The sequence below is a fragment of the Angustibacter sp. Root456 genome (genome assembly GCF_001426435.1).
GTDB lineage: Bacteria > Actinomycetota > Actinomycetes > Actinomycetales > Angustibacteraceae > Angustibacter.
On sequence record NZ_LMER01000003.1, the window covers coordinates 54,867 to 80,761 of the forward strand.

Annotated in this window: 24 protein-coding genes and 1 tRNA gene; 18 read left to right on the plus strand and 7 right to left on the minus strand. The window is 74.0% G+C overall.

The window, feature by feature from the left end:
* Window positions 1-18 precede the first annotated feature (18 nt).
* The 4 genes from rsfS to ASD06_RS04135 all read left to right on the plus strand — a co-directional run bounded on the left by rsfS (window position 19) and on the right by ASD06_RS04135 (window position 2,083).
* Complete coding sequence (rsfS, locus tag ASD06_RS04120) at window positions 19-405, plus strand: ribosome silencing factor (RefSeq protein WP_056673605.1); 387 nt, start codon at window positions 19-21, stop codon at window positions 403-405.
* Window positions 402-1,043 (plus strand): histidine phosphatase family protein, encoded by a 642-nt coding sequence (locus ASD06_RS04125; protein ID WP_235502206.1) that lies wholly within the window; start codon window positions 402-404, stop codon window positions 1,041-1,043. Before rsfS ends, ASD06_RS04125 begins: the two co-directional genes overlap by 4 nt.
* A gap of 80 nt (window positions 1,044-1,123) precedes the next feature.
* A tRNA-Ala gene (locus tag ASD06_RS04130) sits at window positions 1,124-1,196 on the plus strand.
* A 71-nt stretch (window positions 1,197-1,267) separates the two neighbouring features.
* Window positions 1,268-2,083, plus strand: coding sequence for a hypothetical protein (locus ASD06_RS04135; RefSeq protein WP_056673611.1), 816 nt, complete (start codon window positions 1,268-1,270; stop codon window positions 2,081-2,083).
* Here the strand turns inward: ASD06_RS04135 and ASD06_RS04140 are convergent.
* Together ASD06_RS04140 and ASD06_RS04145 are read right to left on the minus strand one after the other, a co-directional pair.
* Window positions 2,055-2,927: a S9 family peptidase gene (locus ASD06_RS04140; protein WP_056673615.1), complete on the minus strand. Its 873-nt coding sequence runs from the start codon at window positions 2,925-2,927 to the stop codon at window positions 2,055-2,057. The two genes, ASD06_RS04135 and ASD06_RS04140, sit on opposite strands and share 29 nt — an antisense overlap.
* Window positions 2,928-2,985: 58 nt before the next feature.
* Window positions 2,986-3,399, minus strand: a complete 414-nt coding sequence (locus ASD06_RS04145) for a DUF3224 domain-containing protein (protein ID WP_056673619.1) — start codon at window positions 3,397-3,399, stop codon at window positions 2,986-2,988.
* A 117-nt stretch (window positions 3,400-3,516) separates the two neighbouring features.
* Here ASD06_RS04145 and ASD06_RS04150 point away from each other — a divergent pair, with 117 nt between their 5' ends.
* The 9 genes from ASD06_RS04150 to holA all read left to right on the plus strand — a co-directional run bounded on the left by ASD06_RS04150 (window position 3,517) and on the right by holA (window position 15,366).
* Window positions 3,517-4,680, plus strand: a complete 1,164-nt coding sequence (locus tag ASD06_RS04150; protein WP_056673721.1) for an endonuclease — start codon at window positions 3,517-3,519, stop codon at window positions 4,678-4,680.
* Window positions 4,681-4,899: 219 nt separating this feature from the next.
* The coding region (locus tag ASD06_RS19905; protein ID WP_369853676.1) for a GGDEF domain-containing protein at window positions 4,900-5,695 on the plus strand (796 nt) is incomplete at its 3' end.
* Window positions 5,696-5,750: 55 nt separating this feature from the next.
* Window positions 5,751-6,467, plus strand: a complete 717-nt coding sequence (gene octT, locus ASD06_RS04160; RefSeq protein WP_056673625.1) for a diglucosylglycerate octanoyltransferase — start codon at window positions 5,751-5,753, stop codon at window positions 6,465-6,467.
* Window positions 6,468-6,661: 194 nt separating this feature from the next.
* On the plus strand, window positions 6,662-9,538 hold the full coding sequence (gene leuS, locus ASD06_RS04165; RefSeq protein WP_056673626.1) for a leucine--tRNA ligase: 2,877 nt from the start codon (window positions 6,662-6,664) through the stop codon (window positions 9,536-9,538).
* 3 nt (window positions 9,539-9,541) lie between these two features.
* Entirely contained in the window at window positions 9,542-10,402 is an 861-nt protein-coding gene (locus tag ASD06_RS04170; protein ID WP_056673629.1) for a DegV family protein, read from the plus strand.
* Between the two features lie 24 nt (window positions 10,403-10,426).
* Window positions 10,427-11,038, plus strand: a complete 612-nt coding sequence (locus tag ASD06_RS04175) for a glycerol-3-phosphate acyltransferase (protein ID WP_056673631.1) — start codon at window positions 10,427-10,429, stop codon at window positions 11,036-11,038.
* 112 nt (window positions 11,039-11,150) lie between these two features.
* Complete coding sequence (locus ASD06_RS04180) at window positions 11,151-11,909, plus strand: helix-hairpin-helix domain-containing protein (RefSeq protein WP_082537692.1); 759 nt, start codon at window positions 11,151-11,153, stop codon at window positions 11,907-11,909.
* Entirely contained in the window at window positions 11,906-14,299 is a 2,394-nt protein-coding gene (locus tag ASD06_RS04185) for a ComEC/Rec2 family competence protein (protein WP_056673633.1), read from the plus strand. Before ASD06_RS04180 ends, ASD06_RS04185 begins: the two co-directional genes overlap by 4 nt.
* Window positions 14,300-14,310: 11 nt before the next feature.
* Window positions 14,311-15,366, plus strand: coding sequence for a DNA polymerase III subunit delta (gene holA / locus ASD06_RS04190; protein ID WP_056673636.1), 1,056 nt, complete (start codon window positions 14,311-14,313; stop codon window positions 15,364-15,366).
* A 105-nt stretch (window positions 15,367-15,471) separates the two neighbouring features.
* On the opposite strand, the gene rpsT is transcribed toward holA, so the two are convergent.
* The 4 genes from rpsT to ASD06_RS18740 form a co-directional block, all read right to left on the minus strand.
* Window positions 15,472-15,732 carry a 30S ribosomal protein S20 gene (rpsT, locus tag ASD06_RS04195; protein WP_056673640.1) on the minus strand — a complete coding sequence of 87 codons (261 nt, stop codon included), beginning with the start codon at window positions 15,730-15,732 and terminating at the stop codon, window positions 15,472-15,474.
* A gap of 184 nt (window positions 15,733-15,916) precedes the next feature.
* Window positions 15,917-16,462 carry a type II toxin-antitoxin system PemK/MazF family toxin gene (locus ASD06_RS04200; protein ID WP_056673643.1) on the minus strand — a complete coding sequence of 182 codons (546 nt, stop codon included), beginning with the start codon at window positions 16,460-16,462 and terminating at the stop codon, window positions 15,917-15,919.
* Between the two features lie 90 nt (window positions 16,463-16,552).
* A complete protein-coding gene (locus ASD06_RS04205; RefSeq protein ID WP_157371497.1) occupies window positions 16,553-16,744 on the minus strand; it encodes a hypothetical protein in 192 nt (63 codons plus the stop codon).
* Between the two features lie 138 nt (window positions 16,745-16,882).
* Window positions 16,883-17,089, minus strand: a complete 207-nt coding sequence (locus ASD06_RS18740; RefSeq protein WP_157371498.1) for a hypothetical protein — start codon at window positions 17,087-17,089, stop codon at window positions 16,883-16,885.
* A gap of 299 nt (window positions 17,090-17,388) precedes the next feature.
* On the opposite strand from ASD06_RS18740, the gene lepA reads away from it, so the two are divergent.
* Both lepA and ASD06_RS04215 read left to right on the plus strand, forming a co-directional pair.
* On the plus strand, window positions 17,389-19,233 hold the full coding sequence (lepA, locus tag ASD06_RS04210; RefSeq protein WP_056673648.1) for a translation elongation factor 4: 1,845 nt from the start codon (window positions 17,389-17,391) through the stop codon (window positions 19,231-19,233).
* A gap of 54 nt (window positions 19,234-19,287) precedes the next feature.
* Window positions 19,288-20,379 carry a sensor domain-containing diguanylate cyclase gene (locus ASD06_RS04215; RefSeq protein ID WP_056673650.1) on the plus strand — a complete coding sequence of 364 codons (1,092 nt, stop codon included), beginning with the start codon at window positions 19,288-19,290 and terminating at the stop codon, window positions 20,377-20,379.
* Here ASD06_RS04215 and ASD06_RS04220 read toward each other — a convergent pair.
* Window positions 20,376-21,752 carry a protealysin inhibitor emfourin gene (locus ASD06_RS04220; protein WP_056673652.1) on the minus strand — a complete coding sequence of 459 codons (1,377 nt, stop codon included), beginning with the start codon at window positions 21,750-21,752 and terminating at the stop codon, window positions 20,376-20,378. The two genes, ASD06_RS04215 and ASD06_RS04220, sit on opposite strands and share 4 nt — an antisense overlap.
* A 335-nt stretch (window positions 21,753-22,087) precedes the next feature.
* On the opposite strand from ASD06_RS04220, the gene ASD06_RS04225 reads away from it, so the two are divergent.
* From ASD06_RS04225 to hemW, 3 genes are read left to right on the plus strand one after another with little or no spacing between them, the layout of a single operon-like run.
* Window positions 22,088-23,920: a long-chain fatty acid--CoA ligase gene (locus tag ASD06_RS04225; RefSeq protein WP_369853678.1), complete on the plus strand. Its 1,833-nt coding sequence runs from the start codon at window positions 22,088-22,090 to the stop codon at window positions 23,918-23,920.
* Window positions 23,921-23,960: 40 nt separating this feature from the next.
* The gene (locus ASD06_RS04230) at window positions 23,961-24,614 is read left to right on the plus strand and encodes an MOSC domain-containing protein (RefSeq protein ID WP_056673655.1); all 654 of its coding nucleotides are present in this window, start codon (window positions 23,961-23,963) and stop codon (window positions 24,612-24,614) included.
* A 44-nt stretch (window positions 24,615-24,658) separates the two neighbouring features.
* Window positions 24,659-25,873, plus strand: a complete 1,215-nt coding sequence (gene hemW / locus ASD06_RS04235; protein ID WP_056673657.1) for a radical SAM family heme chaperone HemW — start codon at window positions 24,659-24,661, stop codon at window positions 25,871-25,873.
* The last annotated feature ends 22 nt before the right edge of the window (window positions 25,874-25,895 follow it).

The window sequence follows — 25,895 nt, forward strand, 5'->3', positions numbered from 1 at the left end:
CCCCTCGAAGGAGCCGCCGTGCCAGCGTCCGAGCGCGCGCACGAGCTCGTCCTGGCTGCCGCCCACGCGGCGTCTGACAAGCTCGCCACCGACGTCGTGGCGATCGACGTGAGCGACCAGCTCGTCATCACTGACGCGTTCGTGCTCGCCTCCGCCCCCAACGACCGCCAGGTCGGCGCCATCGTCGACGCGGTCGAGGAGGCGCTGCGCGAGCGCGGCGCGAAGCCGGTGCGCCGCGAGGGCGAGCGCGAGGGCCGCTGGGTGCTGCTCGACTACGGTGACGTCGTCGTGCACGTCCAGCACGACGAGGAGCGCACCTACTACGCGCTCGAGCGGCTCTGGAAGGACTGCCCGCTCATCGAGCTGCCGGACGAGGCGCGCGGCCGTCCACGGGACGAGGCGTGACGGGGCGGCAGGTCCTGCTGCTGCGGCACGGCCAGACCACCTGGAACGCCGACGGCCGGTTCCAGGGCCAGACCGACATCGACCTGGACGCCGTGGGCCGGGTGCAGGCCGAGCGGGCCGCCGCGGAGCTGGTGCGGCTGTCGCCCGCCAAGATCGTGTCGTCCGACCTGCGGCGGGCCCGCGACACGGCGTACCCGCTGGCCCAGCTCACCGGCCTGCCGGTGGGCACCGACGAGCGGCTGCGCGAGGTGTACGCCGGTTCCTGGCAGGGCATGCTCGGCCCCGACATCGACGAGCAGGACCACGAGCTGCGGCTGGCCTGGCGCTCTGGCGCCGAGGTGCGTCCGGGCGGCGACGGCGAGCTGCGCTCGGAGGTGGGGGAGCGGGTGGCCGCGGCGGTGCGCGACCACGTGGCCGACGTCCCGGACGGCGGGCTGCTCGTCGTCGTCTCGCACGGCGGTTCGATCAGCAACGGCGTGCAGGTGCTGATGGGCGTCCCGCGCGAGTGCTGGCCGGTCGTGTCGGGTGTCAACAACTGCCACTGGACGGTGCTGGAGGAGCAGCGCGACGGACGCTGGGTGCTCACCGAGCACAACGCGTTCTCGCTGCCCGAACCCGTCGTCGGCGACGAGTCGTAGCGGCGGCACCAGGGCCGACACCCCGATTTGGAGGAACGGGTGGGGCGCAGGCTAGACTTGCGGAGCCCCTTCGGGGGCACGGGGCTGTGGCGCAGCTGGTAGCGCACTTCCATGGCATGGAAGGGGTCAGGGGTTCGAGTCCCCTCAGCTCCACCGATGACGACGGTCCGCGACCTGCGGGCCGTCGTCTGCTGTCTCTGGCCGTCGCGGGCCTACGCTGGCCCGTGACCATCGGCCTGCTCGCCGCCGGATTCGCGGCCCTGGCGTACGGACTGGCCTCGGTGCTGCAGGCCGTCGGGGTCGCGCGCGGGGGCGCGCGGGGGTGGTGGGCGAGCCGCTGGTACCTCGCGGGCCTCGGGCTCGACGGCGCGGCGTGGCTCGTGTCGCTGCTCGCGCTGCGCCGCCTGCCGTTGGTCGTCGTCCAGGGCATGCTGGCCTGCTCCCTCGCGGTCACCGCGGTCGCGGCGCACCTGCTGCTGCGGACCCCGTTGCGCCGGACGCAGGTGGCCGCCGTCGTGTGCGCCCTCGGTGCGCTGACGGTGCTGGCGGCGGCCGGAGGCGCGCAGTCCGCCCGCCCGGCGCCGGCAGGTTTCACCGCCGCGACGTGGGCCGTCACCGCCGTGCTCGTGCTCGCCACGGCCGTCCTCAGCCGCCGCGGCAGCGCGGCCGCGCTCGCGGTGGTGTCGGGGCTGGGCTTCTCGGTGGCTGCGGCGGCGGCACGTGCCGCGCCGGCCGGGCTCGGGCCGGTCGCTGTGGTGCGCGAGCCGCTGGTGTGGGCGCTGGTGGTGGCCGGGGTGGTGGGCGCGACGGCGTACGCGCTGGCCCTCGAGCGTGGCGCGGTGGCGATCGCCACCGCGCTGCTGTGGGTGGTGGAGGCGGTGGTGCCGGCGGCGGTAGGTGTGAGCGTGCTGGGCGACCGGGTGCGGCCGGGGTGGGCGCCCGCGGCGCTCGCTGCCGTTGCCGTCGCCGTCGTGGCGTGCGTGGCGCTGGCGCGGGTGGCACCGCCTCACGTCAGCGCAGACGCATCAGCCAACGGGTGATGACCGGGCCGGCGACCGCGGCGGAGTACACCGACCCGTGGTCGGCATGGGGCACCAGCTCCATCGTCACGGGGTGCCCGGCCTGCCGCAGCCGGGCCGCGAAGTCGGCGGTGAAGGACGCCGGCACGACGGGGTCGTCGCCGCCGTGCATCAGCAGCACCGGCACCTCGGGCCGCAGCTGCGCCCGGCGCGCAGGGTTTCCCGCCGCCCAGGTGGCAGGGTCCTGCTCGGGCGTGGTGCCGAACAGTGCCTGCGCCATGTCTGGCACCTGGCTGACGTCGTAGGGGCCGGCCAGGCCGATCAGGGCGTCCGGGCGCACCGCCGGTGCCCGGCACGCGGGGGGGTGCTCGTCGGCGGCGAGCACCGCCAGCGCGGCCAGGTGGGCGCCGGAGGAGTGGCCCAGCACCACGAGAGGTGTCGGGTCGACCCCGTGGGCGCGCGCCGTCACCGCCGCGGCGGCCAGGGCGCAGAGCACGTCGTCGACCGGCACCGGGTAGCGCACGCCGTCGTTCGCCGCCCGGATCCGGGCCGGGACGGCGACCGAGCCGCTGTCGGCCAGGTAGCCGGCCAGGTCGGCGAGCCCGGTGGGGTCGGCGGTGGCCCACGAGCCACCCGGCACCATGAGCACCAGCGGTGCGGTGCGGCGCCCGGAGGGCAGGTAGACGTCCTCGACGAGCCCCGGCGCGTACTCGACGCTCAGCGGCGCCGCGCCGGTGCGCGAGTGAGTGGGTGCGGCGGGTGGTGAGGCGCCGCCGCAGGCTGCGGCGAGCAGGGCGAGCGCCACCACCACGGCGGCGAGGGCCGCCGGTGACCGTCGTCGCGCGCGCGCCACACCGACCTCCATCGAGCGTCCCCAGCGTGCGGCGCGCCGCGGCTGCTCGACAGGGCCGGAGGTCCCCGCCTCAGGACGTCGGTGCCGCCAGCTCGTAGTCGAGGCTCAGCCGGTGCGTGCCGTCGCTGTGGACGGCGATCTGTCCGGTGCCGGTGAGGCCGGCCAGCTCCTCGGTGCCGCTGCCCGGCACGATGACCACGAGCGGATGCAGTCGGTCCGACCCCGTCGTCGTCGCAGAGTGCGCCAGGTTGAAGGCGCCTCGCCGCCCGTCGAGGGTGCCCTCGAACGACTCCATCGCGACGTAGGTGCCCACGCCCGTCTGCGGGTCGAACGCCGACGTGAACTGCGTGCGCGCCCGGCCGATCAGCGCGCCGTCGAACTGCTTGTCCATGAACGCGAAGCCCACCGGGCTGCCGGTGGTGATCGGCGAGGTGTAGTCGATCGGCTCGAACGCGGTGACGGCGAAGGTGCTCTCGGCTCTCATGGACCGGACGCTAGCCACCCCCTCCGACAGCCGGCGTGCACCGAAACGTGGTGCCCGGTTTGCCCGCTCTTGACCCTTCCATCGCTAGCGTGGGCCGACCGCTCCCCACCCCGGAGGATCCTCGTGCGCACTCGCCCTCGGCTGCGACCCCTTGCCGTTGCCGCCACCGTGCTCGCCGCCCTGGCCGCCGTCGCCCCGACGGCGGTGGCACCGGCGTCCGCGGCCACCCCCCTCACCGTCGCTCAGGCGTCGGCCACGCAGAACGGCTCCACGGCGACCGTGCGCGGGTACGTCGTGGGGCAGCCCACCGCGACCTCGACGGTCGTGACCTCCAGCTTCCCTAACGACTACGCGATGGCGCTCGCCGACAGCCCGGGCGAGACGCGCACCTCCGCGATGCTCTACGTGCAGATCCCCAGCGCCTTGCGCGCGCAGTGGGGGCTGCGCAGCAACCCCTCGCTCATGGGGCACCAGCTCGACGTGACGGGCGCGCTGTCGGCGTACTTCTCCCACCCCGGCCTGAAGTCGGCCTCGGCCTTCGCCGACGTCGGGAGCACCACGCCCCCTCCGGGTGGTGGCAGCGGCCCGTACGACGACACCTACTACGCGGCGGCCCTGGGCAAGAGCGGCAACGACCTGCGCCAGGCGCTGCACTCGATCATCTCGTCGGGCACCAGCGCGATCAGCTACGACCAGGTGTGGGACGCCCTCAAGCACACCGACGAGGACCCCGCGAACACGGCGAACGTCATCGAGATCTACAGCGGTCGCAGCATCAGCAAGTCCAGCAACGGCGGCGGCGTCGACGACTGGAACCGCGAGCACGTCTGGGCCAAGTCCCACGGCGACTTCGGCACGGCCACCGGGCCCGGTACCGACCTGCACCACCTGCGCCCCGAGGACGTCACGGTCAACTCCACCCGCAGCAACAAGGACTTCGACGAGGGCGGTAGCGAGGTGAGCCAGTGCCCGGGCTGCTTCAGCGACTCCGACTCGTTCGAGCCGCGCGACGCGGTGAAGGGCGACGTGGCGCGGATGATCTTCTACATGGCCGTGCGGTACGAGGGCGGCGACGGCTTCCCCGACCTGGAGGTCAACGACCGCGTCGGAAACGGCACCGCGCCGTACCTCGGCCGGCTGTCGGTGCTGCTGCGCTGGAACGCCCAGGACCCGCCGGACGCCTTCGAGCAGCACCGCAACCAGGTGATCTACGACACCTACCAGCATAACCGCAACCCGTTCATCGACCACCCCGAGTGGGTGAGCTCGATCTTCGGGTGACCCCGGCGAAGGTTCGCGAACCGGTCGACGAGGCGGCGGTGAGGCCTCAAGATGGGCGGCGTGCGTGACGACACTGGGCAGGTGCCACCGTCGCTGCCGCGTGCCGAGCGCCGCCCCGTCGTGCCTGACTGGGTGGTCGACGCCGCCTGCGCGTTGCTGGCCCTCGTCGGAGCGGCTGCCGTCGTCGCGACCCTCGACCCCGACTGGGTCGTCGTGTCGATGCTCGGCCTGGCTCTGCTGCCCTTGGGCTCGCCCGCGGTGGTGCCGCGGGCCACCGTGCTCGCGGTCGCCGCGGTCGGGTGGCTCGTCGGCCTCGGCCGCGCGGTCATCGACACCAGCACCTGGACGTCGGCCGACGTGCTCGGGTGGGGGCGCTCACTCGGCGCACTGGTGCTCGCGGGCGTGCTCGCGGCGGTGGTGCACAGCCGGATCGACCGCACGCAGCGTCGGGTCGACCAGGCCCTCGCCTTCGCGGAGGACGCCACGGTGCACGACCCGCTCACCGGCCTGGCCAACCGCAAGGGCCTGTCGATGCTGGGCGCCCAGATCCTCGAGACGGCCCGTCGCCGCGGGGACGCGGTGTACTGCATGTTCCTGGACGTCGACGGGCTCGGGCGGATCAACTCCGACCTCGGCCACGGCGCCGGCGATGAGATCCTGCTCACCGTGGCCGAGGCGCTGTCGCGATCGACCCGCGCCACCGACGCGGTGGCTCGCTGGGGCGACGACGAGTTCGTCGTGGTCGGCCCCGGCACCGGCCTGGCGCCGCTGGAGATGGAGCGCCGGGTGCGGGCCCGCTGCCTCGAGAGCTCGCCGCTGCCGCGCGAGCAGTGGGCGGCGCGGATCAGCGCCGGCGGTGCGGTGCTCGAGCCGTGGGACGACGGCGACGTCAGCACCTTGTTGCACCAGGCCGACCGCGAGATGCAGCTGCGCCGGGCCTTGCGCCGCGAGGCCGCGGCCCCGCCGTACCGGCCGGTGCGGCTCGACCCGAGCCCGTACCCGCCCGACACCCCGCNCCCGGCCGGCTGGGGCGACTGAGCGCGCCCGCCGTCGGCCGCTAGCGTTCGACCGTGACCGGACGCCTGCTCGTCATCGGCGACTCCCTGACCTACCACGGGCCGACCGGGCCCGAGCTGGTCACCGACTCGCGCCTGTGGCCGCAGCGCGTGGCCGCGGCCACCGGCCGCCGGGTCGACCTGCTCGCTCGACAGGGCTGGACCGCCCGCGATGCGTGGTGGGCGCTCACCAAGGACCCGGTGGCGTGGTCGGTGCTGCTGCCGCGGGCTGACGTCCTGGTGCTCGCGGTGGGCGGCATGGACTCCCTGCCGGCCAGCGTCCCGACCTACCTGCGCGAGGGCATCGCCTTCGTGCGCCCCGCCCCGCTGCGGCGGGTCGTGCGGCGCACCTACCGCCGCTGGCACCCGAGCGTCGTGCGGCTCGGCCGGGGGCGGTGGCGCGCGCTGCCGCAGCGGGCCACCGACCACTACCTGTCGCGCGTCGTGGCCGGTGCGCGGCACTACCGGCCGGGCCTGCCGGTAGTGGCGCTCACGCCGCCACCCTGGCGGTCTGCCCAGTACCCGGTGCGTGACGGCCACGCCTCGGCCCTGGCCGCCGCCCGCGCGTGGGCCGCTCGCGAGCAGGTGCGGCTCGTCGACGTCGAGTCGGTCCTCGAGCAGATGTGGCGTGGCGGCGGGGGCAACCCCGACGGGCTGCACTGGGACTGGCCGACCCACGCGGCGGTGGCGCGGGCCGTCGCCGCCGCCGTCGAAGCGCCTGCGCTAACCTGAGCAGGTGCGAGCCGTGCTGCTTCTTAGCCGGCCGCGCTGACCTCGAGAACGGGTGCGTCCCCGCCGGGCCCCGCACGCTCCGCGTCAGCGCGGCAGACCCCTCATGCGCCGGGTAGCGGCGCCAGGGGTCTTCGTCTGCCCCCGCCGTGCGGGCACCGCGGCTCCGGCGACCAGCTGACGACGACAGGACGAACATGAGCCACACGACCGACCGCGAGGTCACCGACGTCCCGGCCCACCGGTACACCGCGGCGCTGGCGGGGCGCATCGAGCGCGACTGGCAGGACCTGTGGGAGAGCCAGGGCACGTTCGACGCGCCCAACCCGGCCGGCCCGTGGGCCGACCCCGAGCGCGTGGCCGACCGCGAGAAGCTGTACGTGCTCGACATGTTCCCGTACCCCTCCGGGGCGGGGCTGCACGTCGGCCACCCGCTGGGGTACATCGCCACCGACGTGTACGGGCGCTACCAGCGCATGCGCGGCAAGAACGTGCTGCACGCGCTGGGCTACGACGCGTTCGGCCTGCCCGCCGAGCAGTACGCCGTGCAGACCGGCCAGCACCCCCGCAAGACCACTGAGGACAACATCGTCACGATGCGCCGCCAGCTGCGGCGCCTGGGCCTGGCCCACGACGCCCGCCGCTCGGTGGCCACCACCGACCCGGAGTTCGTCCGCTGGACGCAGTGGATGTTCCTGCGGATCTGGAACGCCTGGTACGACACCGAGGCCGACGGCGGCCGTGGGCGCGCGCGCCCGATCAGCGAGTTGGAGGCGCAGTTCGCCGACGGTACGCGCGAGGTGCCGGGCGGCCGCGACTGGGCGGACCTGACGGACGGCGAGCGCCGCGACGTCGTCGACGGCTACCGCCTGGCCTACGTGTCCGAGGCACCGGTGAACTGGTGCCCGGGCCTGGGCACGGTGCTGTCGAACGAGGAGGTCACCAACGAGGGGCGCAGCGAGCGCGGCAACTTCCCGGTCTTCAAGCGCAACCTGCGCCAGTGGATGATGCGGATCAGCGCCTACGCCGACCGGCTGACTGACGACCTCGACCGGCTGGACTGGCCGGAGCCCGTGAAGCTGATGCAGCGCAACTGGATTGGCCGCAGCGAGGGCGCGCAGGTACGGTTCGCCGTCGAGGGCGCCGAGCCCATCGAGGTCTTCACCACGCGCCCCGACACGCTGTTCGGTGCGACGTTCATGGTGCTGGCTCCCGAGCACCCGCTGGTCGACTCGATCGTGCCGTCCGCGTGGCCCGAGGGCACCGCACCATCCTGGACCGGCGGACACGCGGACCCGGCCAGTGCGATCGCGCAGTACCGGATCGAGGCCTCGACCAAGAGCGACCTGGAGCGGCAGACCGAGGGACGCGAGAAGACCGGTGTGTTCACCGGCGCCTACGCCACCAACCCGGTCGACGGCCGGCTGCTCCCGGTGTTCGTCGCCGACTACGTGCTGATGGGTTACGGCACCGGCGCGATCATGGCGGTGCCCGGCCAGGACGAGCGCGACTGGGAGTTCGCGGCCCGCTTCGACCTGCCGGTGATCCGCACCGTTCAGCCGCCCGAGGGATGGGAGGGTGAGGCCTTCACCGGCGAGGGCCCGGCCATCAACTCGGCCAACGACGAGATCGACCTCAACGGCCTGGACGTCGCCGAGGCCAAGCGCACCATCATCGACTGGCTGCAGCGCAAGGGTCTGGGGCAGAGCACCGTGACGTACAAGCTGCGTGACTGGCTCTTCAGCCGTCAGCGCTACTGGGGTGAGCCGTTCCCCGTCGTGTTCGACGACGAGGGCCGGGTGCACGCGATCCCCGACGACCTGCTGCCGGTCGAGCTGCCTGATGTGCCGGACTACGCGCCCCGCACGTTCGCGCCGGACGACGCGACGTCCGACCCCGAGCCGCCGCTGGGTCGCGTGCCCGAGTGGGTCGACGTCGAGCTCGACCTGGGCGACGGCCCGCGCCGCTACCGCCGCGAGACCAACACCATGCCGAACTGGGCCGGCTCCTGCTGGTACTTCCTGCGCTACCTCGACCCGGCCAACGTGGAGTCGTTCTGCGACACCGAGAACGAGGCGTACTGGATGGGTCCGCGCGGCACGCGCGGCGACGGCCAGCCCGACACCGGCGGCGTCGACCTGTACGTGGGCGGCGTCGAGCACGCGGTGCTGCACCTGCTGTACGCGCGCTTCTGGCACAAGGTGCTGCACGATCTGGGCTACGTCACCAGCGAGGAGCCGTTCCGGCGGTACTTCGGCCAGGGCATGATCCAGGCGTACGCCTACCGCGACGCGCGCGGGCAGGTCGTGCCCGCCGACGAGGTCGTCGAGGTGGCCGACGGTGAGTACACCTGGCAGGGCGAGCCTGTCACCCGCGAGCACGGCAAGATGGGCAAGTCCCTGAAGAACGTCGTCACGCCCGACGAGATGTACGAGGCCTACGGCGCCGACACCTTCCGGGTGTACGAGATGTCGATGGGCCCGCTGGACGTCTCGCGCCCCTGGGAGACGCGCGCCGTCGTCGGGTCGCTGCGGTTCCTGCAGCGCTTGTGGCGCAACGTGGTCGACGAAGAGGCCGGCAAGGTGACGGTCACCGACGACGACGCCGACCCCGCGTCCCGTCGGGCCCTGCACCAGGCGATCGACGCCGTGACGCGCGACTACGACAGCCTGCGCTTCAACACCGCCGTGGCCAAGCTGATCGAGCTGAACAACCACCTGACGCGGCTGCCGGCCGTCCCGCGAGAGCTGGCCGAGCCGATCGTGCTGATGGTGGCACCGCTGGCCCCGCACCTGGCCGAGGAGCTGTGGCGGCGACTGGGCCACACCGAGTCACTGGCCTACGAGCCGTTCCCGCAGGCCGACCCGGCGCTGCTGGTCGACGAGAGGGTCACGTGCGTCGTCCAGGTGCAGGGCAAGGTGCGCGACCGGCTCGAGGTGGCGCCGGGCATCGGCGACGACGACCTGCGCGCTCTGGCGCTGGCCAGTGAGAAGGTCGCTGCCGCGCTCGACGGCCGCGGGGTGCGCACCGTGATCGTGCGCGCTCCCAAGCTCGTGAACGTCGTACCGGAGTAGGCGGTGGGCGTCGCCGTCGTCACCGACTCCACCGCGTACCTGACGGCCGCCCAGGCAGCCGAGCACGGCGTGCGCGTCGTGCCCCTGCAGGTCGTGGTCGGTGGGACGGCGTACGACGAGGGTGTCGAGATCGGGCCGGCCGAGGTGGCGACGGCGCTGCGGTCGTGGACGCCGGTGTCGACGTCGAGGCCGAACCCGCAGGCGTTCCTCGACGCCTACACGGCCGCGGCCGACGCCGGAGCCGACGCCATCGTGTCGCTGCACATCTCGGCCGAGATGTCGGGCACGTACGAGTCGGCGGTGCTGGCGGCCCGTGAGTCGCCGGTGCCGACGCAGGTGGTCGACTCGCGGTCGATGGCGATGGGCCTGGGGTTCCTCGTGCTCGAGGCGGCGCGCGCTGCCGAGGCCGGTGAAGACGCCACCGCCATCGCGGCGCGGGCCCGGCGCCGGGCAGCCGGGTCGCAGGGCTACTTCGTGGTCGCGACCCTCGAGCACCTGCGCCGGGGCGGCCGGATCGGTTCCGCCGCAGCGATTCTCGGCTCGGCCCTGGCGATCAAGCCCGTACTGCTCCTCGACGACGGCGTGATCGCGCCGCTGGAGAAGGTGCGCACCACCTCGCGGGCGATCGCGCGGCTCGAGGAGCTGGCGGTGGCGGCGGCAGGGGAGCGGCAGGTGCAGGTGGCGGTGCAGCACCTCGACGCCCGCGACCGTGCCGCCGACCTGGCCGAGCGGCTCGAGACCCGGCTGCGGGACCGTCTCGTGGCACCTGGCCGGGTGGTGCTCGCCGAGGTCGGCGCCGTCGTCGGAGCCCACGTCGGGCCCGGCATGGTGGCCGTGGTCGTCGTGCCCGCGGACGAGGCCTGAGGACCCCGCAGTGGGCGGCTCGCGGTGAGCGACGTGCACTGGCCGACGCTGGTGGCCCTGGTGCTGGGCGCCTACCTGCTCGGCGCGGTGAGCCCCGCCGCGACGCTCGCGCGGTGGCGCGGTGTCGACCTGCGCGCGAGCGGTTCCGGCAATCCCGGCGCGACCAACGTCGGGCGCGCGCTCGGGCCGCGCTGGGGCGTGCTCGTCGGTGTGCTGGACGTCATCAAGGGCGCGCTGCCGGCTGCGGTGGCGCTGGCCGTGGTCGACCGGCCAGCCGCCTACCTCGTCGCCGCAGCGGCCGTGCTCGGCCACGTGACCTCGCCGTTCCTGCGCGGGCGGGGCGGCAAGGGCGTGGCGACGTCCTTGGGCGTCCTGCTGGTGCTGGCCTGGCAGTGGGTCGGTGCCGTCGTGGTGGTCTTCGTCGTCGTGGTCGTCCTGACCCGCTGGGTCGCCGGCGCGTCGGTGGCGGCTGCCGGCGCGCTGCTGCCGGTGAGCCTGCTGCTGGGGCCGGTGTGGGGGACGTCGGCCGACTGGTGGTCGCGCGGGTTCGGGCTCGTCCTCGTCGTCGTGGTGCTCGGCCGCCACCGCACCAACCTGCTGCTGCGCTGGATGGCGCGCCGAGCCCGCGCCGGCTGAGCCTGCCGTTCCCGCGGCGCCGTTCATCCACAGGATCGCGCCGCGGCGTCGTCGTCCACAGGCGCGAGCCGGCGGGGAGCGGCCAGGTGCGCCCGCTCCCTACGGTCGGCGGATGGACCGCGCCGAGCCCCCGTCGTCACCCCAGCCGCACTCGCGCCGCGAGGCGGCCCTCGCCCGCCTCGATGAGGCAGCGCTGTCAGCGGCCGTGCGCACCGGCGTCAGCCCGCGCGCGGTCGCCGGGTTCGTCGTCGTGGCGCTGCTGGCGCTCGTGGTGCTGGGTGCGCGGGTCGTGCTCGCGCGCACGGCTGCTCGCCCCCAGCCCCTCGCGCCGGCGACCTCGACCGTGAAGCTCGCGGCCAGCGGCACGCCGCTGGCGAGCACGTCCGCCCCGGCCTCCGGCGCCACGGTCGCGTCCGTCGTGCTGGTGCACGTGGTGGGGCAGGTGCGCCACCCGGGCGTGGTGCGGCTGGCTGCCGGTGCGCGGGTGCAGGACGCCGTGAAAGCGGCTGGAGGTGCTACGGGTCGCGCCGACCTCGCGGCAGTGAACCTCGCGCGTCCGGTGGTCGACGGTGAGCAGGTGGTGGTGCCGCGCCCCGGCGAGGCACCACCGCCGGGGACGTCGGCGGTGGTGCCGACAGCGAGCTCCAGGCCGGGCTCACCGACCGGAGCCGGAGCGAGCGGCCCGCTCGACCTCAACGCCGCGACGCCCGAGCAGCTCGACGCGTTGCCGGGCATCGGCCCGGTGCTGGCAGGCCGCATCGTCGACTTCCGCTCCCAGCACGGGCGCTTCGCGAGCGTGGACGAGCTGGGCGACGTGAGCGGTATCGGCGACGCGGTGCTCGAGCGGCTGCGTCCGCTGGTGCGCGTGTGAGCGAGGCGGCGGACGTCCGGCTGCTCGTGCCCGGGCTGGCCGCTTGGACGGCGGTGGCCTCGACCCTGGGGCTGACCCCGACCAGTCGGGCGGCGGCGGGTGTGGTGCTGCTGGTGCTGGCGCTCCTCGGCCTGGGCTGGCTCCGGCACGCGGGCCAACACCCCCGAGCACGGCACGCCGTCCTCGCCCGAGGCACTGCCGTCTCGGCCCTCGCGCTCACCGCAGCGGCCTGCGGAGTGAGCCTCGCGGCGTCGGGCGCCCACGGCCTCGAGCGGTCAGCCGGCACCGTGCGCGCGCTCGCCGACGAGGGCGCGTCCGTGGTGCTGACCGGTCGCGTCGTCTCCGACCCCCGCCTGCTGCCTGGGCGGTCGGGCACGGTGCTGCTGCGCCTGCACGTGCGCTCGGTCGCCGGTCGCGGGCAGCGCTCGCTGGTGCGCACGAGCGTGCTGGTGTTCGGGCGCGCTTCGTGGACGTCGGTGCGCCGGGGTGAGCAGGTGGTGGCCCCGGGGCGGCTGGCACCGGCGGCAGCCGCGGACGACGTCGTCGCCACCTTCACCGCCCGCGGGCCGCCCGCCGTCGTGGGCCGTGCGTCGTGGATCGACCGCGGTGCGGAGCGGGTGCGGGCCGGTCTGCGTCGCGCGGTGCGGTCGCTGCCCACGGATGCGCGCGGGCTGCTGCCCGGACTGGTCGTCGGCGACACCTCGCTGCAGCCGCCCGAGCTCACCGAGGCCATGCGCGTCACGGGACTCACCCACCTCGCCGCAGTCAGCGGCACCAACACCACCCTGGTCTGCGTCGTGGCGCTCGCCCTCTGCCGGGGCGTCGGTCTGGGGCGGCGCGTGCGGCTCGTCGTCGCCGCGGCCCTGCTGGCCGGCTTCGTCGTGCTGGCCCGACCGGAGCCCTCGGTGCTGCGGGCCGCGGTGATGGGTGGGATCGGTCTGGTCGCACTCGCGACGGCGCGTCGCCGACTCGCCGTACCCGCGCTCAGTGCCGCCGTGGTGGTGCTGCTGGTGGCCGACCCGTGGCTCGCCCGGTCGTACGGCTTCGCCTTGTCGGTGCTCGCGACCCTCGGCCTGCTGCTGATCGCGCCACCCCTGCAGGCCCGGCTCGAGCGGGGCCTGCCCCCTGCGCTCGCCACCGCGCTGGCGGTCCCGGTCGCGGCGCAGCTGGCCTGCACGCCGGTCATCGTGCTGCTGGCCGGCCAGGTCAGCCTCGTGGCGGTGCTGGCCAACCTGCTCGCCGAGCCGCTCGTCGCGCCGGCGACGGTGCTGGGTCTGGCCGCCGCCCTGGCTGGTGTCGGCTGGCCCGGCCTGGCCACCGTGCTGGCCTGGGGTGGTGGCCTGCCGTGCGTGGCGATCGGTGCGGTGGCGCGCACGCTCGCGCAGTGGCCCCACGCGCAGGTGGCGTGGCCGGGCGGGGCCACCGGAGCACTGACCCTCTCGGCGCTGCTCGTCACCGGGTGGCTCGCCGGCCCGAGGCTGTGGAGGTGGAGCGCCGCTCACCGCCCGCTCGCGGCGTCCGGCGGGGTGCTCCTGCTCGCGGTGGGGGTGCCCCTGCCGACGGCCGTGGCCTGGCCGCCGCCGCGGTGGGTGCTGGTGGCCTGTGACGTCGGGCAGGGTGACGCGCTGGTGATCTCGACCGGCACAGGGCGCGCAGTGCTCGTCGACGCCGGGCCCGACGCTCGCGCGGTCGATCGCTGCCTGACCGACCTGCAGGTCCGCACGCTCGACGTCGTGGTGCTGACGCACTTCCACGCCGACCACGTCGACGGCCTGGCCGGGGCACTGCGCGGCCGCCGGGTCGGTGGCCTGCTCACCACGATCGTCGACGACCCACCCGCCCAGGCGCGCCACGTACGACGACTCGCCGCCCGCACCGGTGTGCCCGTGCGGGCGGTCGTGGCCGGCGAGCGGGCGCAGGACGGCCCGGTGAGCTGGCAGGTGCTGTGGCCCGAGCGCGTCATCCGCGCCGGCTCGGTGCCGAACAACGCGAGCGTCGTGCTCGACGTGCGGGTGGCCGGGCTGCGGCTGCTGCTCGTGGGCGACATCGAGCCCGAGGCCGCGCGCGTGGTCGACACCCGCCTGCGCGCGCTGCCGGAGGGCCCGCGGGTCGACGTCCTCAAGATCGCCCACCACGGGTCGGCCCAGCAGGACGACCGCCTGCTCGCCGACACCGCGCCGGAGCTGGCGCTGGTCAGCGTGGGCGCCGGCAACGACTACGGTCACCCGGCTCCGGCGCTGCTGCGCCGGCTCGCCGGCCAGGGAGCGGTCGTCGCCCGCACCGACCTCAGCGGTGATCTGGCGGTGGTCGTCACCGGCCCGCCGGGCGAGCGTCGGCCGTCGCTCGCGACCTCCGGACCGCACGCCGGGCCTGTGGGTGGACGGCGATAGCGTGTCGACCCATGAGCCCTCCCGGTCGTCGCTCCGCCGCCTCAGCTGCTGCGCCGGCCGACCCGTCGGCGCCGCTGCACCTCGTCACCGGCCCCGAGGACCTCCTGGCCGACCGCGCCGTCGACCGCGTCGTCACCGCAGCCCGCGCTGCTGCGCCCGACACCCAGGTCGTGACGGTCGAGGCGAGCGGCTACACCGCCGGTGACCTGGCCGCGCACGCGACGCCGTCCCTGTTCGGCGAGGGCACCGTCCTCGTCGTCGTCGGGCTCGAGGAGGCGCCCGACGAGCTGGTCGAGGACGCGCGGGCCCTCGTGGAGTCACCCGCCCCCGACACCGTGCTCGTCCTGCGGCACCGCAGCGGCCAGCGCGGCAAAGGCCTGCTCGACGCCGCGCGCAAGGCCGGCGCGGCTGTGCACGACTGCCCCAAGATCACCTCGGACGCCGACAAGACCACCTTCGTGCACTCGGAGTTCCGGACGGCGCACCGCTCGATCACCCCAGACGCCGTGGCCGCGCTGGTCGAGGCCCTGGGTCAGGACGTGCGCGAGCTCGCGAACGCGTGCGCCCAGCTGATGGCCGACACGATGGTGCCGGACGGCACGCCCCAGGACGCGCCGGCGGTCGACGTCACGATCGTCGACCGCTACTACGGCGGTCGCGTCGAGGCGACGGGCTTCAAGGTCGCCGACGCCGCCATCGCCGGCCAGACCGACGAGGCGCTGGGCCTGCTGCGGCACGCGCTGTCGTCCGGTGTCGACCCCGTGCCGATCGTGGCGGTGCTGGCCATGGGGCTGCGCTCGCTGGCCAAGGTGTCGAGCGCCGGCTCGGTGCGATCGGTCGACGCGGCGCGCGACCTGGCGATGGCCCCGTGGCAGGTCGACAAGGCGCGCCGCCAGCTACGGGGCTGGTCACCAGACGGCCTCGCCCTGGCCATCGAAGCGGTCGCGGCAGCCGACCTGGCCGTCAAGGGTGGCCTGCCCCGGCCGGGGCGTCGCGCGGGCGACCCGGTGTTCGCCGTGGAGAAGGCGGTGCTCCAGATCGGAGCGGCGCGGCGGCTACGCGACTGACCCCCTGCGGACCTCGCGACTGCCGCGACTCTCGCGACTGTCCGCAGACGCCGAAGGCGCCGGACCCTGGCGGGTCCGGCGCCTTCGGAACAGGCGTGGGCTACCTCAGAGCGAGGCAGCCTTCTTGGCCAGGGCCGACTTGCGGTTGGCGGCCTGGTTCTTGTGGATGACGCCCTTGCTCACGGCCTTGTCGAGCTTGCGCGACGCGGCGTTCACCGCGGCCACCGCCTGCTCGGCGTCACCGGCCTCGATGGCCTGGCGGGCGTTGCGCACGTAGGTGCGCAGCTCGCTCTTGACCGCCTTGTTGCGCTCGGTGCGCTTGGCGTTCGTGAGGTTGCGCTTGATCTGGGACTTGATGTTGGCCACGGATGAACTCTCTCGGTTCGCTCGTCAGTAGGTCGGTTGAGGGCGTCGAGCCGCTCCGGGACCGAGGTGGTGGGGATCACCTGTGGCGGAGCGTGCTCCGGGCACGCACGACCTGGGCGTGCACGCGAGGATCAAGGCTACCAGCGGCGGCCGCCTGCTCCAAAGCGGCGCCGCCGGTCAGCCATCAGCGCCAGCCACGGTGCTCGCGCAGCCCGGCGGCCACGGCCGCGAACCGGGCGGCGTCGAGCCGGGCCCCTTCGCGACGCACCGCCGCCGGGTCGAGCTGCAGCACGCGGTCGACGCGTACCTCGCTGGGCCGGCGCTGCCGGTCCCAGGGCCCGGTGCCGAGGTCGACCCAGTGGCGCCCGTGCCGCGCCTCGTCGCGGGCGTCGTGGTCGTGGTCCTTGCTCGTGAGCATGAGCGCGAGCAGCCGGCCCTGCCGGACGCCCACGACGAGCACCGGGCGGTCCTTGCCCTGGGTGTGGTCCTCCTCGAAGGGCACCCAGGCCCACACGATCTCGCCCGGGTCGGGCACGCCGTTGTCACTCGGTGCGTAGGTGGCCGTCCAGGTGCCGGTGAAGTCACCTGCGTAGCTGGTGCGCGGGCTGCTGCCGGACGCTTGACGTCGCGGCGTCCGCGGACGACGCCTGTCGGCCCGCCGGGTGGCTTCGCGCACCGCCGAACGCAGCAGCGCCCGCCCGGTGCGGCGCAGGACCTCCGGCCACGTCACCAGCGCACCCTACCCAGGCGTGCCCTTCGGATCCCAAGTGCACGGGAGGGGGAGCGGCGGGACGGTAGCGGAGGGAGGGGAGGGGCCAGGTCAGCGGGCGGGCACGGCCCGCTGGACGTGCACCTTGCTGAGCCGGACGGTCTGGCCGTCCTCGCACCGCACCGTGTGCCGGCTGCCGGTGGGCTCGGCGAGCTGGACGACGGTCGCGCGGTGTCCCTGGTGCGGGCCGGCGATGACGTGGACGTCGTCCCCGACGTCCAGGCTGTGGTCGACAACGGCCATCGTGGCCTCCTCGTCGGTGCGTGGGGACTGGTCGGGCACCACTGTGGGCGATCGCCGTCCCCCCGTGCACCCCCAGACCGCGCCAAATCGCTTCAGCGTGGCGCGATCGACCGAGGTATCCCAGTCTCGGTGTCAGTCTCAGCCCCAGCCCCAGCCCCAGCCCCAGCCGCGGCGGGCGGCGAGCCAGTCGAGGTAGGTGCGGGCGTAGCGGCGCTGGTGATGCGGCAGCTCACCGGACGCCAACCGCCGGAAGACGCTCAGCACCGTCTCGTCGTCGCAGAACAGCGAGCCCACCGTCGGCAGCCAGGGCGTCGGCCGTCCACGGCTGAGGGAGCGCAGCCTCACCGGCCGCCAGGTGCGCCGCGCCGACGAACGCGGGCGATGACCCGGCCTTGGCGAACACCGAGCGGCCGTCGTCGAGGTGGACGACGGCCGCGAACCCGCCGGTGAACCCGCTGGCGCACGCCGACCGGCAGGTCGTCCCACCGCGGCATCCTCCCGGTGGCGACGACGCCTCGCACCGGGGTTTCGGCGCCCGCCGTCGCGGGCGCGCCGCCGTGGGAGGATGGACGTCGATCTCCCCGCAGATCTCCCACGCTCCGCATCATCTCTTCACGGATTGAGGCTCACCGCTCGTGTCCCCCATGGCCCGCAACGCGCTGCCGCCCGCCGCGACGCCGCCGGACCTGATCCGGAACTTCTGCATCATCGCGCACATCGACCACGGCAAGTCGACGCTCGCCGACCGCATGCTGCAGATCACCGGCGTCGTCGACGCGCGCGCGATGCGGGCGCAGTACCTCGATCGGATGGACATCGAGCGCGAGCGCGGCATCACGATCAAGAGCCAGGCCGTGCGCATGCCGTGGGAGGTCGACGGCCAGACGTACGCGCTCAACATGATCGACACCCCGGGCCACGTCGACTTCACCTACGAGGTGTCGCGCTCCCTGGCCGCCTGCGAGGGAGCCGTGCTGCTCGTCGACGCGGCGCAGGGCATCGAGGCGCAGACCCTCGCGAACCTCTACCTCGCGATGGAGAACGACCTGGCCATCGTGCCGGTGCTCAACAAGATCGACCTTCCGGCGGCCCAGCCCGAGAAGTACGCCGCCGAGCTGGCCGGGCTCATCGGTTGCGACCCGGACGACGTCCTGCGCGTGTCGGGCAAGACCGGCGAGGGCGTCGAACCGTTGCTCGACCAGATCGTGGCCCAGCTGCCGCCGCCCGTCGGCGACCCCGACGCCCCTGCGCGGGCGATGATCTTCGACTCCGTCTACGACACCTACCGCGGCGTCGTGACGTACGTCCGCGTCATCGACGGGCACCTGAGCCCGCGCGAGAAGATCGTCATGATGTCGACGAGGGCTCACCACGAGCTGCTCGAGATCGGCGTCAGCTCGCCCGAGCCCGAGCCCACCAAGGGCCTCGGCGTCGGCGAGGTCGGCTACCTCATCACCGGCGTGAAGGACGTCCGCCAGTCGCGCGTCGGCGACACCGTCACCAACGCCGGCAAGCCGGCGAGCCAGGCGCTCGGCGGCTACCGCGACCCCAAGCCCATGGTGTTCTCGGGCCTGTACCCGATCGACGGATCGGACTACCCCGACCTGCGCGACGCCCTCGACCGGCTGAAGCTCAACGACGCCGCGCTGGTCTACGAGCCCGAGACGTCGGCCGCGCTGGGCTTCGGCTTCCGCGTCGGCTTCCTCGGCCTGCTGCACCTGGAGATCATCCGCGAGCGGCTCGAGCGCGAGTTCGGCCTCGACCTGATCTCGACGGCGCCGAACGTCGTCTACGAGGTGACGATGGAGGACCGCTCCACGGTCGTCGTCACCAACCCGTCCGAGTACCCGGTGGGCAAGATCTCCGAGGTGCGCGAGCCGGTGGTGCGCGCCACGATCCTGGCGCCGTCGGACTACGTCGGCGCGATCATGGAGCTGTGCCAGACGCGGCGCGGCGTGCTGCGCGGCATGGACTACCTCAGCGAGGACCGCGTCGAGATGCGGTACACGCTGCCGCTGGCCGAGATCGTCTTCGACTTCTTCGACATGCTGAAGTCGCGCACCCGCGGCTACGCCTCGCTCGACTACGAGCCGGACGGCGACCAGGTGGCCGATCTGGTGAAGGTCGACATCCTGCTGCAGGGCGAGCAGGTCGACGCCTTCAGCGCGATCGTGCACAAGGACAAGGCCTACGCCTACGGCGTGATGATGGCCGGCAAGCTGCGCGAGCTGATCCCGCGCCAGCAGTTCGAGGTGCCGATCCAGGCCGCCATCGGCTCACGGATCATCGCCCGCGAGACCATCCGCGCCATCCGCAAGGACGTGCTCGCCAAGTGCTACGGCGGCGACATCACCCGCAAGCGCAAGCTGCTCGAGAAGCAGAAGGAAGGCAAGAAGCGGATGAAGATGGTCGGGCGCGTCGAGGTGCCGCAGGAGGCCTTCATCGCCGCGCTGTCGAACGAGGCCGTGCCCGACAAGGCCAAGAAGTAGCGGATCACCCGTCCGGGCGACACAGCAGCGCCGCGCGGGAGCCGACAAGACAGTGTGGTCGAGGAGCAGGTCAGCCCTGCGGCGCAGGGCGCTGACCTGGCGGCGATGCGCGCGTTGCACGCCGTCACCAAGCGCGTGCACGCGAGCCTGGACCTCGCCACGACTCTCGACGCCGTCGCCGAGGGCGTCGTGGAGGTCGCCGGCTTCCGGGTCGCCGTCGTCAACCTGCGCCAGCGTGACGTCTTCGAGGTCGTGTCGGTGGCCGGCGACGACGACGTGCGCGCGGCGCTGCTCGGCACGGCCGACAGCTGCGAGCAGTGGAAGCGGCTGCTCGAGCACTCCCAGGACCTCAGCGGCCTGCGGTTCATCGACCACGCCACCGAGATCCCACCCGCGGACGACATCTTCAGCTGGGTGCCCGAGCACGACCCGGACGAGCTGCCGGACGACCCGGACGCCTGGCACCCGCACGACGCGCTCTTCGCGCCGCTCACCGCTCCGTCGGGGCAGTGGATCGGCGTCCTGAGCGTCGACCTGCCGGTGCACGGACGCCGGCCAGAGCCGTGGCAGCTGGAGATCCTGTCGGTGTTCGCCGACCAGGCAGCCATCGCGATCGAGCACGCCCGGATGTACTCGGCGTTGCAGCAGCGCGAGTCCGAGGCGCGCCACGCCGCGACCCACGACCCGCTCACCGGCCTGGCGAACCGGACGCTGCTCTTCGAGCTCGGCGAGGAGCTCGACCGGCGGCCCGGCGCCGAGCTCGGCGTGCTCGTCGTCGACCTCGACCACTTCAAGGCGGTCAATGACCAGTACGGTCACGCGGCGGGGGACGCCGTGCTCGCCGAGCTGGCCGACCGGATGCAGCAGCACGTCACGGCCGACGACGTGGTCGCCCGCACCGGCGGCGACGAGTTCGTGCTCGTGGTGTCGGGCCCGTCCGTGCGTGCGCGCGCCGACGCGCTGGCGCAGACTCTGCGCCGCGAGCTCACCCAGCCGATCGTGACCCGGTTCGGCGAGCACCGCGTCGGGGTGAGCATCGGCCTCGCCGTGCGCCCCACGCCGGCCGGCGTGGGACGACTGCTGCGGCAGGCCGACACCGCCATGTACGCCGACAAGGCGTCCCGGCGTCCCTGCGCCGACAGCTAGGACCTGTCGCGCAGCGTGCGCTCGAGCAGCTCGCGCACGTCGTCCGGCAGCTCGTGCTCGGCGGCCGTCACGTCGACGTCGTGCGGCGGGCAGCACACGCGGTAGACGAACCGGTCGGGCTGGGGGCGCGCCGCCTCGATCCGCTGCAGCCGCCCCGAGCTCAGCAGCCGCTGCCACGACCGGGCGTCCTCGTCGCCCAGCTCGGTGAGGTTGACGTCGCGGGCGACCTGACGGCCGGTGAAGCCCCCGCTGCGCTCGACGCGCACGATCTCTGCGGCGGGGGGCGAGGCCGGCGACCCCGCGCCCTCGCTCGCCGCGACACCGACCTCCACCTGCGCCCAGGCCTCACGCACCGCCGCCTGCTGAGACGACCCCTCGCCGAACCGCGCGCCGGCCGCCGCGATCGTGGCGGCCGCGAACCCGGCGAAGTCGACGTCGGGGGCCAGGGTGCCGCCGGTCAGCACGTCGTACCAGACCTGCCCGGCGCCCTCCCACGCGTTGCCACCGATGGCGATCGCCGCGAGGTAGAAGGCGTGGTTGGGGATGCCGGAGTTGATGTGGACGCCGCCGTTGTCACTGGTCGTGGTGACGTACCCCGACATGGTGGCGGGCTGCGGGTCCTTGCCCAGGGTGGGGTCGTCGTACGCGGTGCCGGGCGCCTTCATCGAGCGCAGGGCCACCCCCTTGACCTGGTCGGTGAACAGTCCCGCGCCGATCAGCCAGTCGGCGCTCGCGGCGTCCTGGCCGAGCGCGCGCTGCTTGACCAGCGACCCGAAGACGTCGGAGACGCTCTCGTTGAGGGCACCGGACTGCTCGCGGTAGACCAGTCCTGCCGTCAGCTGGGTGACGCCGTGGGTGAGCTCGTGGCCCACGACGTCGACGGCGGCGGTGAACCGCGTGAACGTCACGCCGTCACCGTCGCCGAACACCATGCGCGTGCCGTCCCAGAAGGCGTTGTCGTACTGCTCGCCGTAGTGGACGCTCGCGTCGAGCGGCAGGCCGTGGCCGTCGAGGGAGTCACGGCCGAACACCTCGAAGTACAGCGACCAGGTCGCTCCCAGCCCGTCGTAGGCCTCGTCGGCCGTCGGGTCACCGGTGAGCGACCCGCCCTCGCGGCGCACGACGTCACCCGGCAGGGCCGTGCTGCCGTGGCAGTCCGTGATGGTGCGGTGCGGGGTGGCCGCGGCGTCCCCCTCGGGCAGCGCGCCGCGCACCTGAGGGGCGGTGGTCGCCGCCCGCCGCGACCGGTGCTCGAGGTCGAGCACGAGGGCGCGGGCCGCGTGCTGCGCCTGCTCGGTGGCGCCGGCGCGGGTGATGCGCTCCAGCAGGTACGGCGGCACGAAGCCCTGGATCGAACCCGGACAGATCGCCATGGTGGCCTCCTCACGACGACCGTAGGCCGAAGCGCTGACAGCGGCTTGCCCGGTTGGTCCGACCTGACGAACTCGTGCGCGGGTCTTGACCCGCCCTTTACTGTTGCGCCCACACTTGAGCTACCGCCAGGACGCTGCCCACGAGGCCCCGCCCGCCGGCGTCCGCGGTCGTCCCCAGGGCCGGCCGTGGTGAGTCCACGTCCCGACCGGAGAGGACCGCTGTGAGCGCCACCCACACCCCGATCGACCACGGTGACCACGCGGGCGGCACGGCCCCTGCTGGCGGGGGAGCCCCGGTCGCGTCGCCGGCCGAGAAGGCGACCTTCACCTCGCTGGTGCCGCAGCTGCCGGAGTCCGTCGGTGAGCTGCTCGCCTGGCGGGTGCGCCAGAGCCCCGACCGCGAGGCCTTCCGGTTCCAGGGGCCCGACGCCACGTGGCAGGCCGTGACCTGGCGCGAGACCGCGGCCGCGGTGGACGAGGTGGCGGCGGGACTGCTCTCGCTCGGTCTCGAGGCCGAGCAGCCGGTGGCCATCGCCTCGGCGACCCGCTGGGAGTGGGTGCTCGCCGACCTCGCGGTGATGCGGGCAGGTGGCGCGACGACCACGGTCTACCCCTCCACGCCGCCGGACGACGTCGGCTACATCCTGGCCGACTCCGGCTCGGCGGTCGTCATCGCCGAGGACGCCGAGCAGCTGGCGAAGGTGCGTGACCACTGGGCCCGGCTGCCGCACCTCACCGCCGTCGTGGTGATCGACGCCTCGGCCGTCGGCCCCGACTCCGAGCACGCCGGCGACCAGCGGGTGATGAGCCTGGAGCAGCTGCGTGACCGTGGGCGCCGGCTGCTCTCGGACGACCCGTGGGCGGTCGACCGGGCTTCGGCGGGCGTGGCCCCCACTCAGCTGGCGACGCTCATGTACACCTCGGGGACGACGGGGCGGCCGAAGGGGGTGCGGTTGCCGCACTCGGCGTGGGTCTACACCGGCACGGCCACGCGGGCGACCGACCTGCTCACCGCCGACGACCTGCAGTACCTCTGGCTGCCGCTGTCCCACGCCTTCGGCAAGGTGCTGCTCACCGTGCAGCTCACGGTGGGCTTCTCCACCGCCGTCTGCGGTGACCTCGACCGCATCGTCGACAACCTCGCCGTGGTGCGCCCGACGTTCATGGCTGGTGCTCCCCGGCTGTTCGAGAAGGTGCACGCGCGGGTGATGACCCAGCTGGAGTCCGAGCGCCAGCCCAAGGCGGCCATCGCCGCGTGGGCGCTGGACGTCGGGCGCCGCGTCTCGGCGCTGCGACAGGCCGGGCACGAGCCCGCGGGGTTCCTCGCCCTGCAGCACGCGGTGGCCGACCGCCTGGTGCTGCGCACGATCCGCCAGCGCTTCGGCGGCCGGGTGCGCTTCTTCGTGTCGGGGTCGGCCGCGCTGAGCCGCGAGATCGCCGAGTGGTTCCACTCCCTCGGGGTCCTGGTGCTCGAGGGCTACGGACTCACCGAGACGTCGGCCGCGTCGTTCCTCAACCGGCCCGACAGCGTCGCGTTCGGCACCGTCGGCCGCCCGTTCCCCGGCACCCAGGTGCGGCTGGCGCCCGACGGCGAGGTGCTGTTGCGGGGGCCGGGGGTCATGTCGGGCTACCACCAGCTGCCCGAGGAGACCGCTGAGGTGCTGGACGTCGACGGCTGGCTGCACACCGGCGACATCGGCGAGTTCGACCGGGGCGGCCTGCGGATCACCGACCGCAAGAAGGACCTCATCAAGACCTCCGGCGGCAAGTACGTTGCGCCGCAAGGCATCGAGAGCCGCTTCAAGGCCGTGTGCCCGTACGCGAGCCAGATCGCCGTGCACGGTGACGGCCGCCACTACATCACCGCGCTCATCACCCTCGACCCCGACGCCATGGCCACCTGGGCCGAACGCCACGGCATGGCCGGCGCCCGGTACGAGGACGTCGTCACCGCCCCGCAGGTGCGCGAGATGGTGCAGCACTACGTCGACGAGCTCAACCGCGGTCTGGGTCGGTGGGAGACGGTCAAGAAGTTCCAGGTCCTCGACCACGACCTGACCGTCGAGACCGGTGAGCTCACGCCGTCCCTCAAGCTGCGCCGCCGGGTGGTGGAGGCCCGCTACGCCGACGTGCTCGACGCCTTCTACGCCGGCCCTCACTCCGGGTGAGTAGGGCGTCCGACGTCCGCACGTGTGGTGAACTTGCGCCATGGCGTTGATCGAGGCGGTGTGCGTCGTCCACGAGCTGCGGCCGGACGACCCGTGGGCCGGCAACCTCACGGCGATCGACAAGCGCGCCGTGACCGGCCGGTCGATGGTGCACCGGCTCGGCGTCGAGGGTGACCGGCAGATGGACACCCAGGACCACGGCGGCCCCGACAAGGCGGTGTACGCCTACGCCGGCGAGGACGTCTCGTGGTGGGCCGGCCAGCTCGACCGCGAGCTCGAGCCGGGCGCGTTCGGCGAGAACCTGCGCACCACCGGCCTCGACGTCACCGGCGCCGTCATCGGCGAGCAGTGGCACGTCGGGGACCCGGACGACGGAGTGGTGCTCGAGGTGACCATGCCGCGCATCCCCTGCTCGACCTTCCAGCGGTGGATGGACGAGCCGCACTGGGTCAAGCGGTTCACCGACCACGGCGCGCCGGGGGCCTACCTGCGCGTGGTGCGAGAGGGCACGGTGGCTGCGGGCGACCGGATCGCCGTCGAGCGGCGCCCGGCGCACGGCGTCACGATCGGCGACTGCTTCCTGCGGTTCGACGCCGAGATCGGCCAGCGGCTCGTCGACGCCGCGGCGGCGGGCGACCTCGACCTGGCGCCGGTGCTGCGCGGCTTCGCGGAGCGGTCACTGACCCGCGCCTGACGCCCGGCCCGCAGCGCGACCGCAGCGGCTGGGACGATGAGGCCATGCCCAGCGCCCTGCCCGACGGCGAGCCCGTGCCCGACGACGGCGCGCTGCCTGCCGCTGCCCGGGAGGGTCTGGGCCGTCGTCCCTTCGGGGTCTACCTGCACGTGCCGTTCTGCAGCGTGCGGTGCGGGTACTGCGACTTCAACACGTACACCGCCACCGAGCTCGGCGGCGGGGCCAGCCAGGCGTCGTACGCGCGCACGGCGTGTGCCGAGGTGGCGCTCGCCGGCCGGGTGCTCGGTGACCAGGCGCCACCGGTCGACACGGTGTTCGTGGGTGGCGGGACCCCCACGCTGCTGCCGGTCGACGACCTCGGCCTGCTGCTCGAGGCCGTGCGGGCGCGGTTCGGCCTCGCGGACGGCGCCGAGGTCACCACCGAGGCGAACCCCGACTCCGTCACCGCCGACTCGCTGAAGGCCCTGCGGGACAAGGGCTTCACCCGCGTGAGCTTCGGCATGCAGTCGGCGGTGCCGCACGTGCTGGCCACCCTCGACCGCACCCACGACCCCGAGCGCGTGCCGCAGGTGGTGGCGTGGGCCCGCGCGGCGGGGCTCGACGTCAGCCTCGACCTCATCTACGGCACGCCGGGGGAGTCGCTCGACGACTGGCGCACGAGCCTGCGCGCGGCCCTGGCCTGCGAGCCCGACCACGTCTCGGCCTACGCGCTCGTCGTCGAGACGGGCACCCGGCTGGCCGCCCAGGTGCGGCGGGGCGAGGTGACCATGCCCGACGACGACGACGAGGCCGACAAGTACGAGCTCGCCGACGCCGTGCTGACCGCGGCTGGGCTGCAGTGGTACGAGGTCAGCAACTGGTCGACGTCACCGCGCACGCGTTGCCGCCACAACGTCGGCTACTGGGCGGGCGGCGACTGGTGGGGGTTCGGGCCGGGGGCGCACAGCCACGTCGGCGGCGTGCGCTGGTGGAACGTCAAGCACCCCAGCGCGTACGCCGCCCGGCTCGGCGCCGGGCACAGCCCGGCCCAGGCCCGCGAGGTGCTCACGCCCGAGCAGCAGCACGCCGAGCGGGTGCTGCTCGGGGTGCGCCTGCGCGAGGGCCTCGACACCGCCGTGCTCACCGACGCCGGACGGTCCGCCGTGCCGACGCTGGTGGCCGACGGGCTGGTCGAGGCCGACGCCGCGGCGTCCGGGCGCATCGTGCTCACCCTGCGCGGCAGGCTGCTGGCCGACGCAGTGGTGCGCGCGCTGCTCTGACGAGCCGCGTCCTCTGACCAGC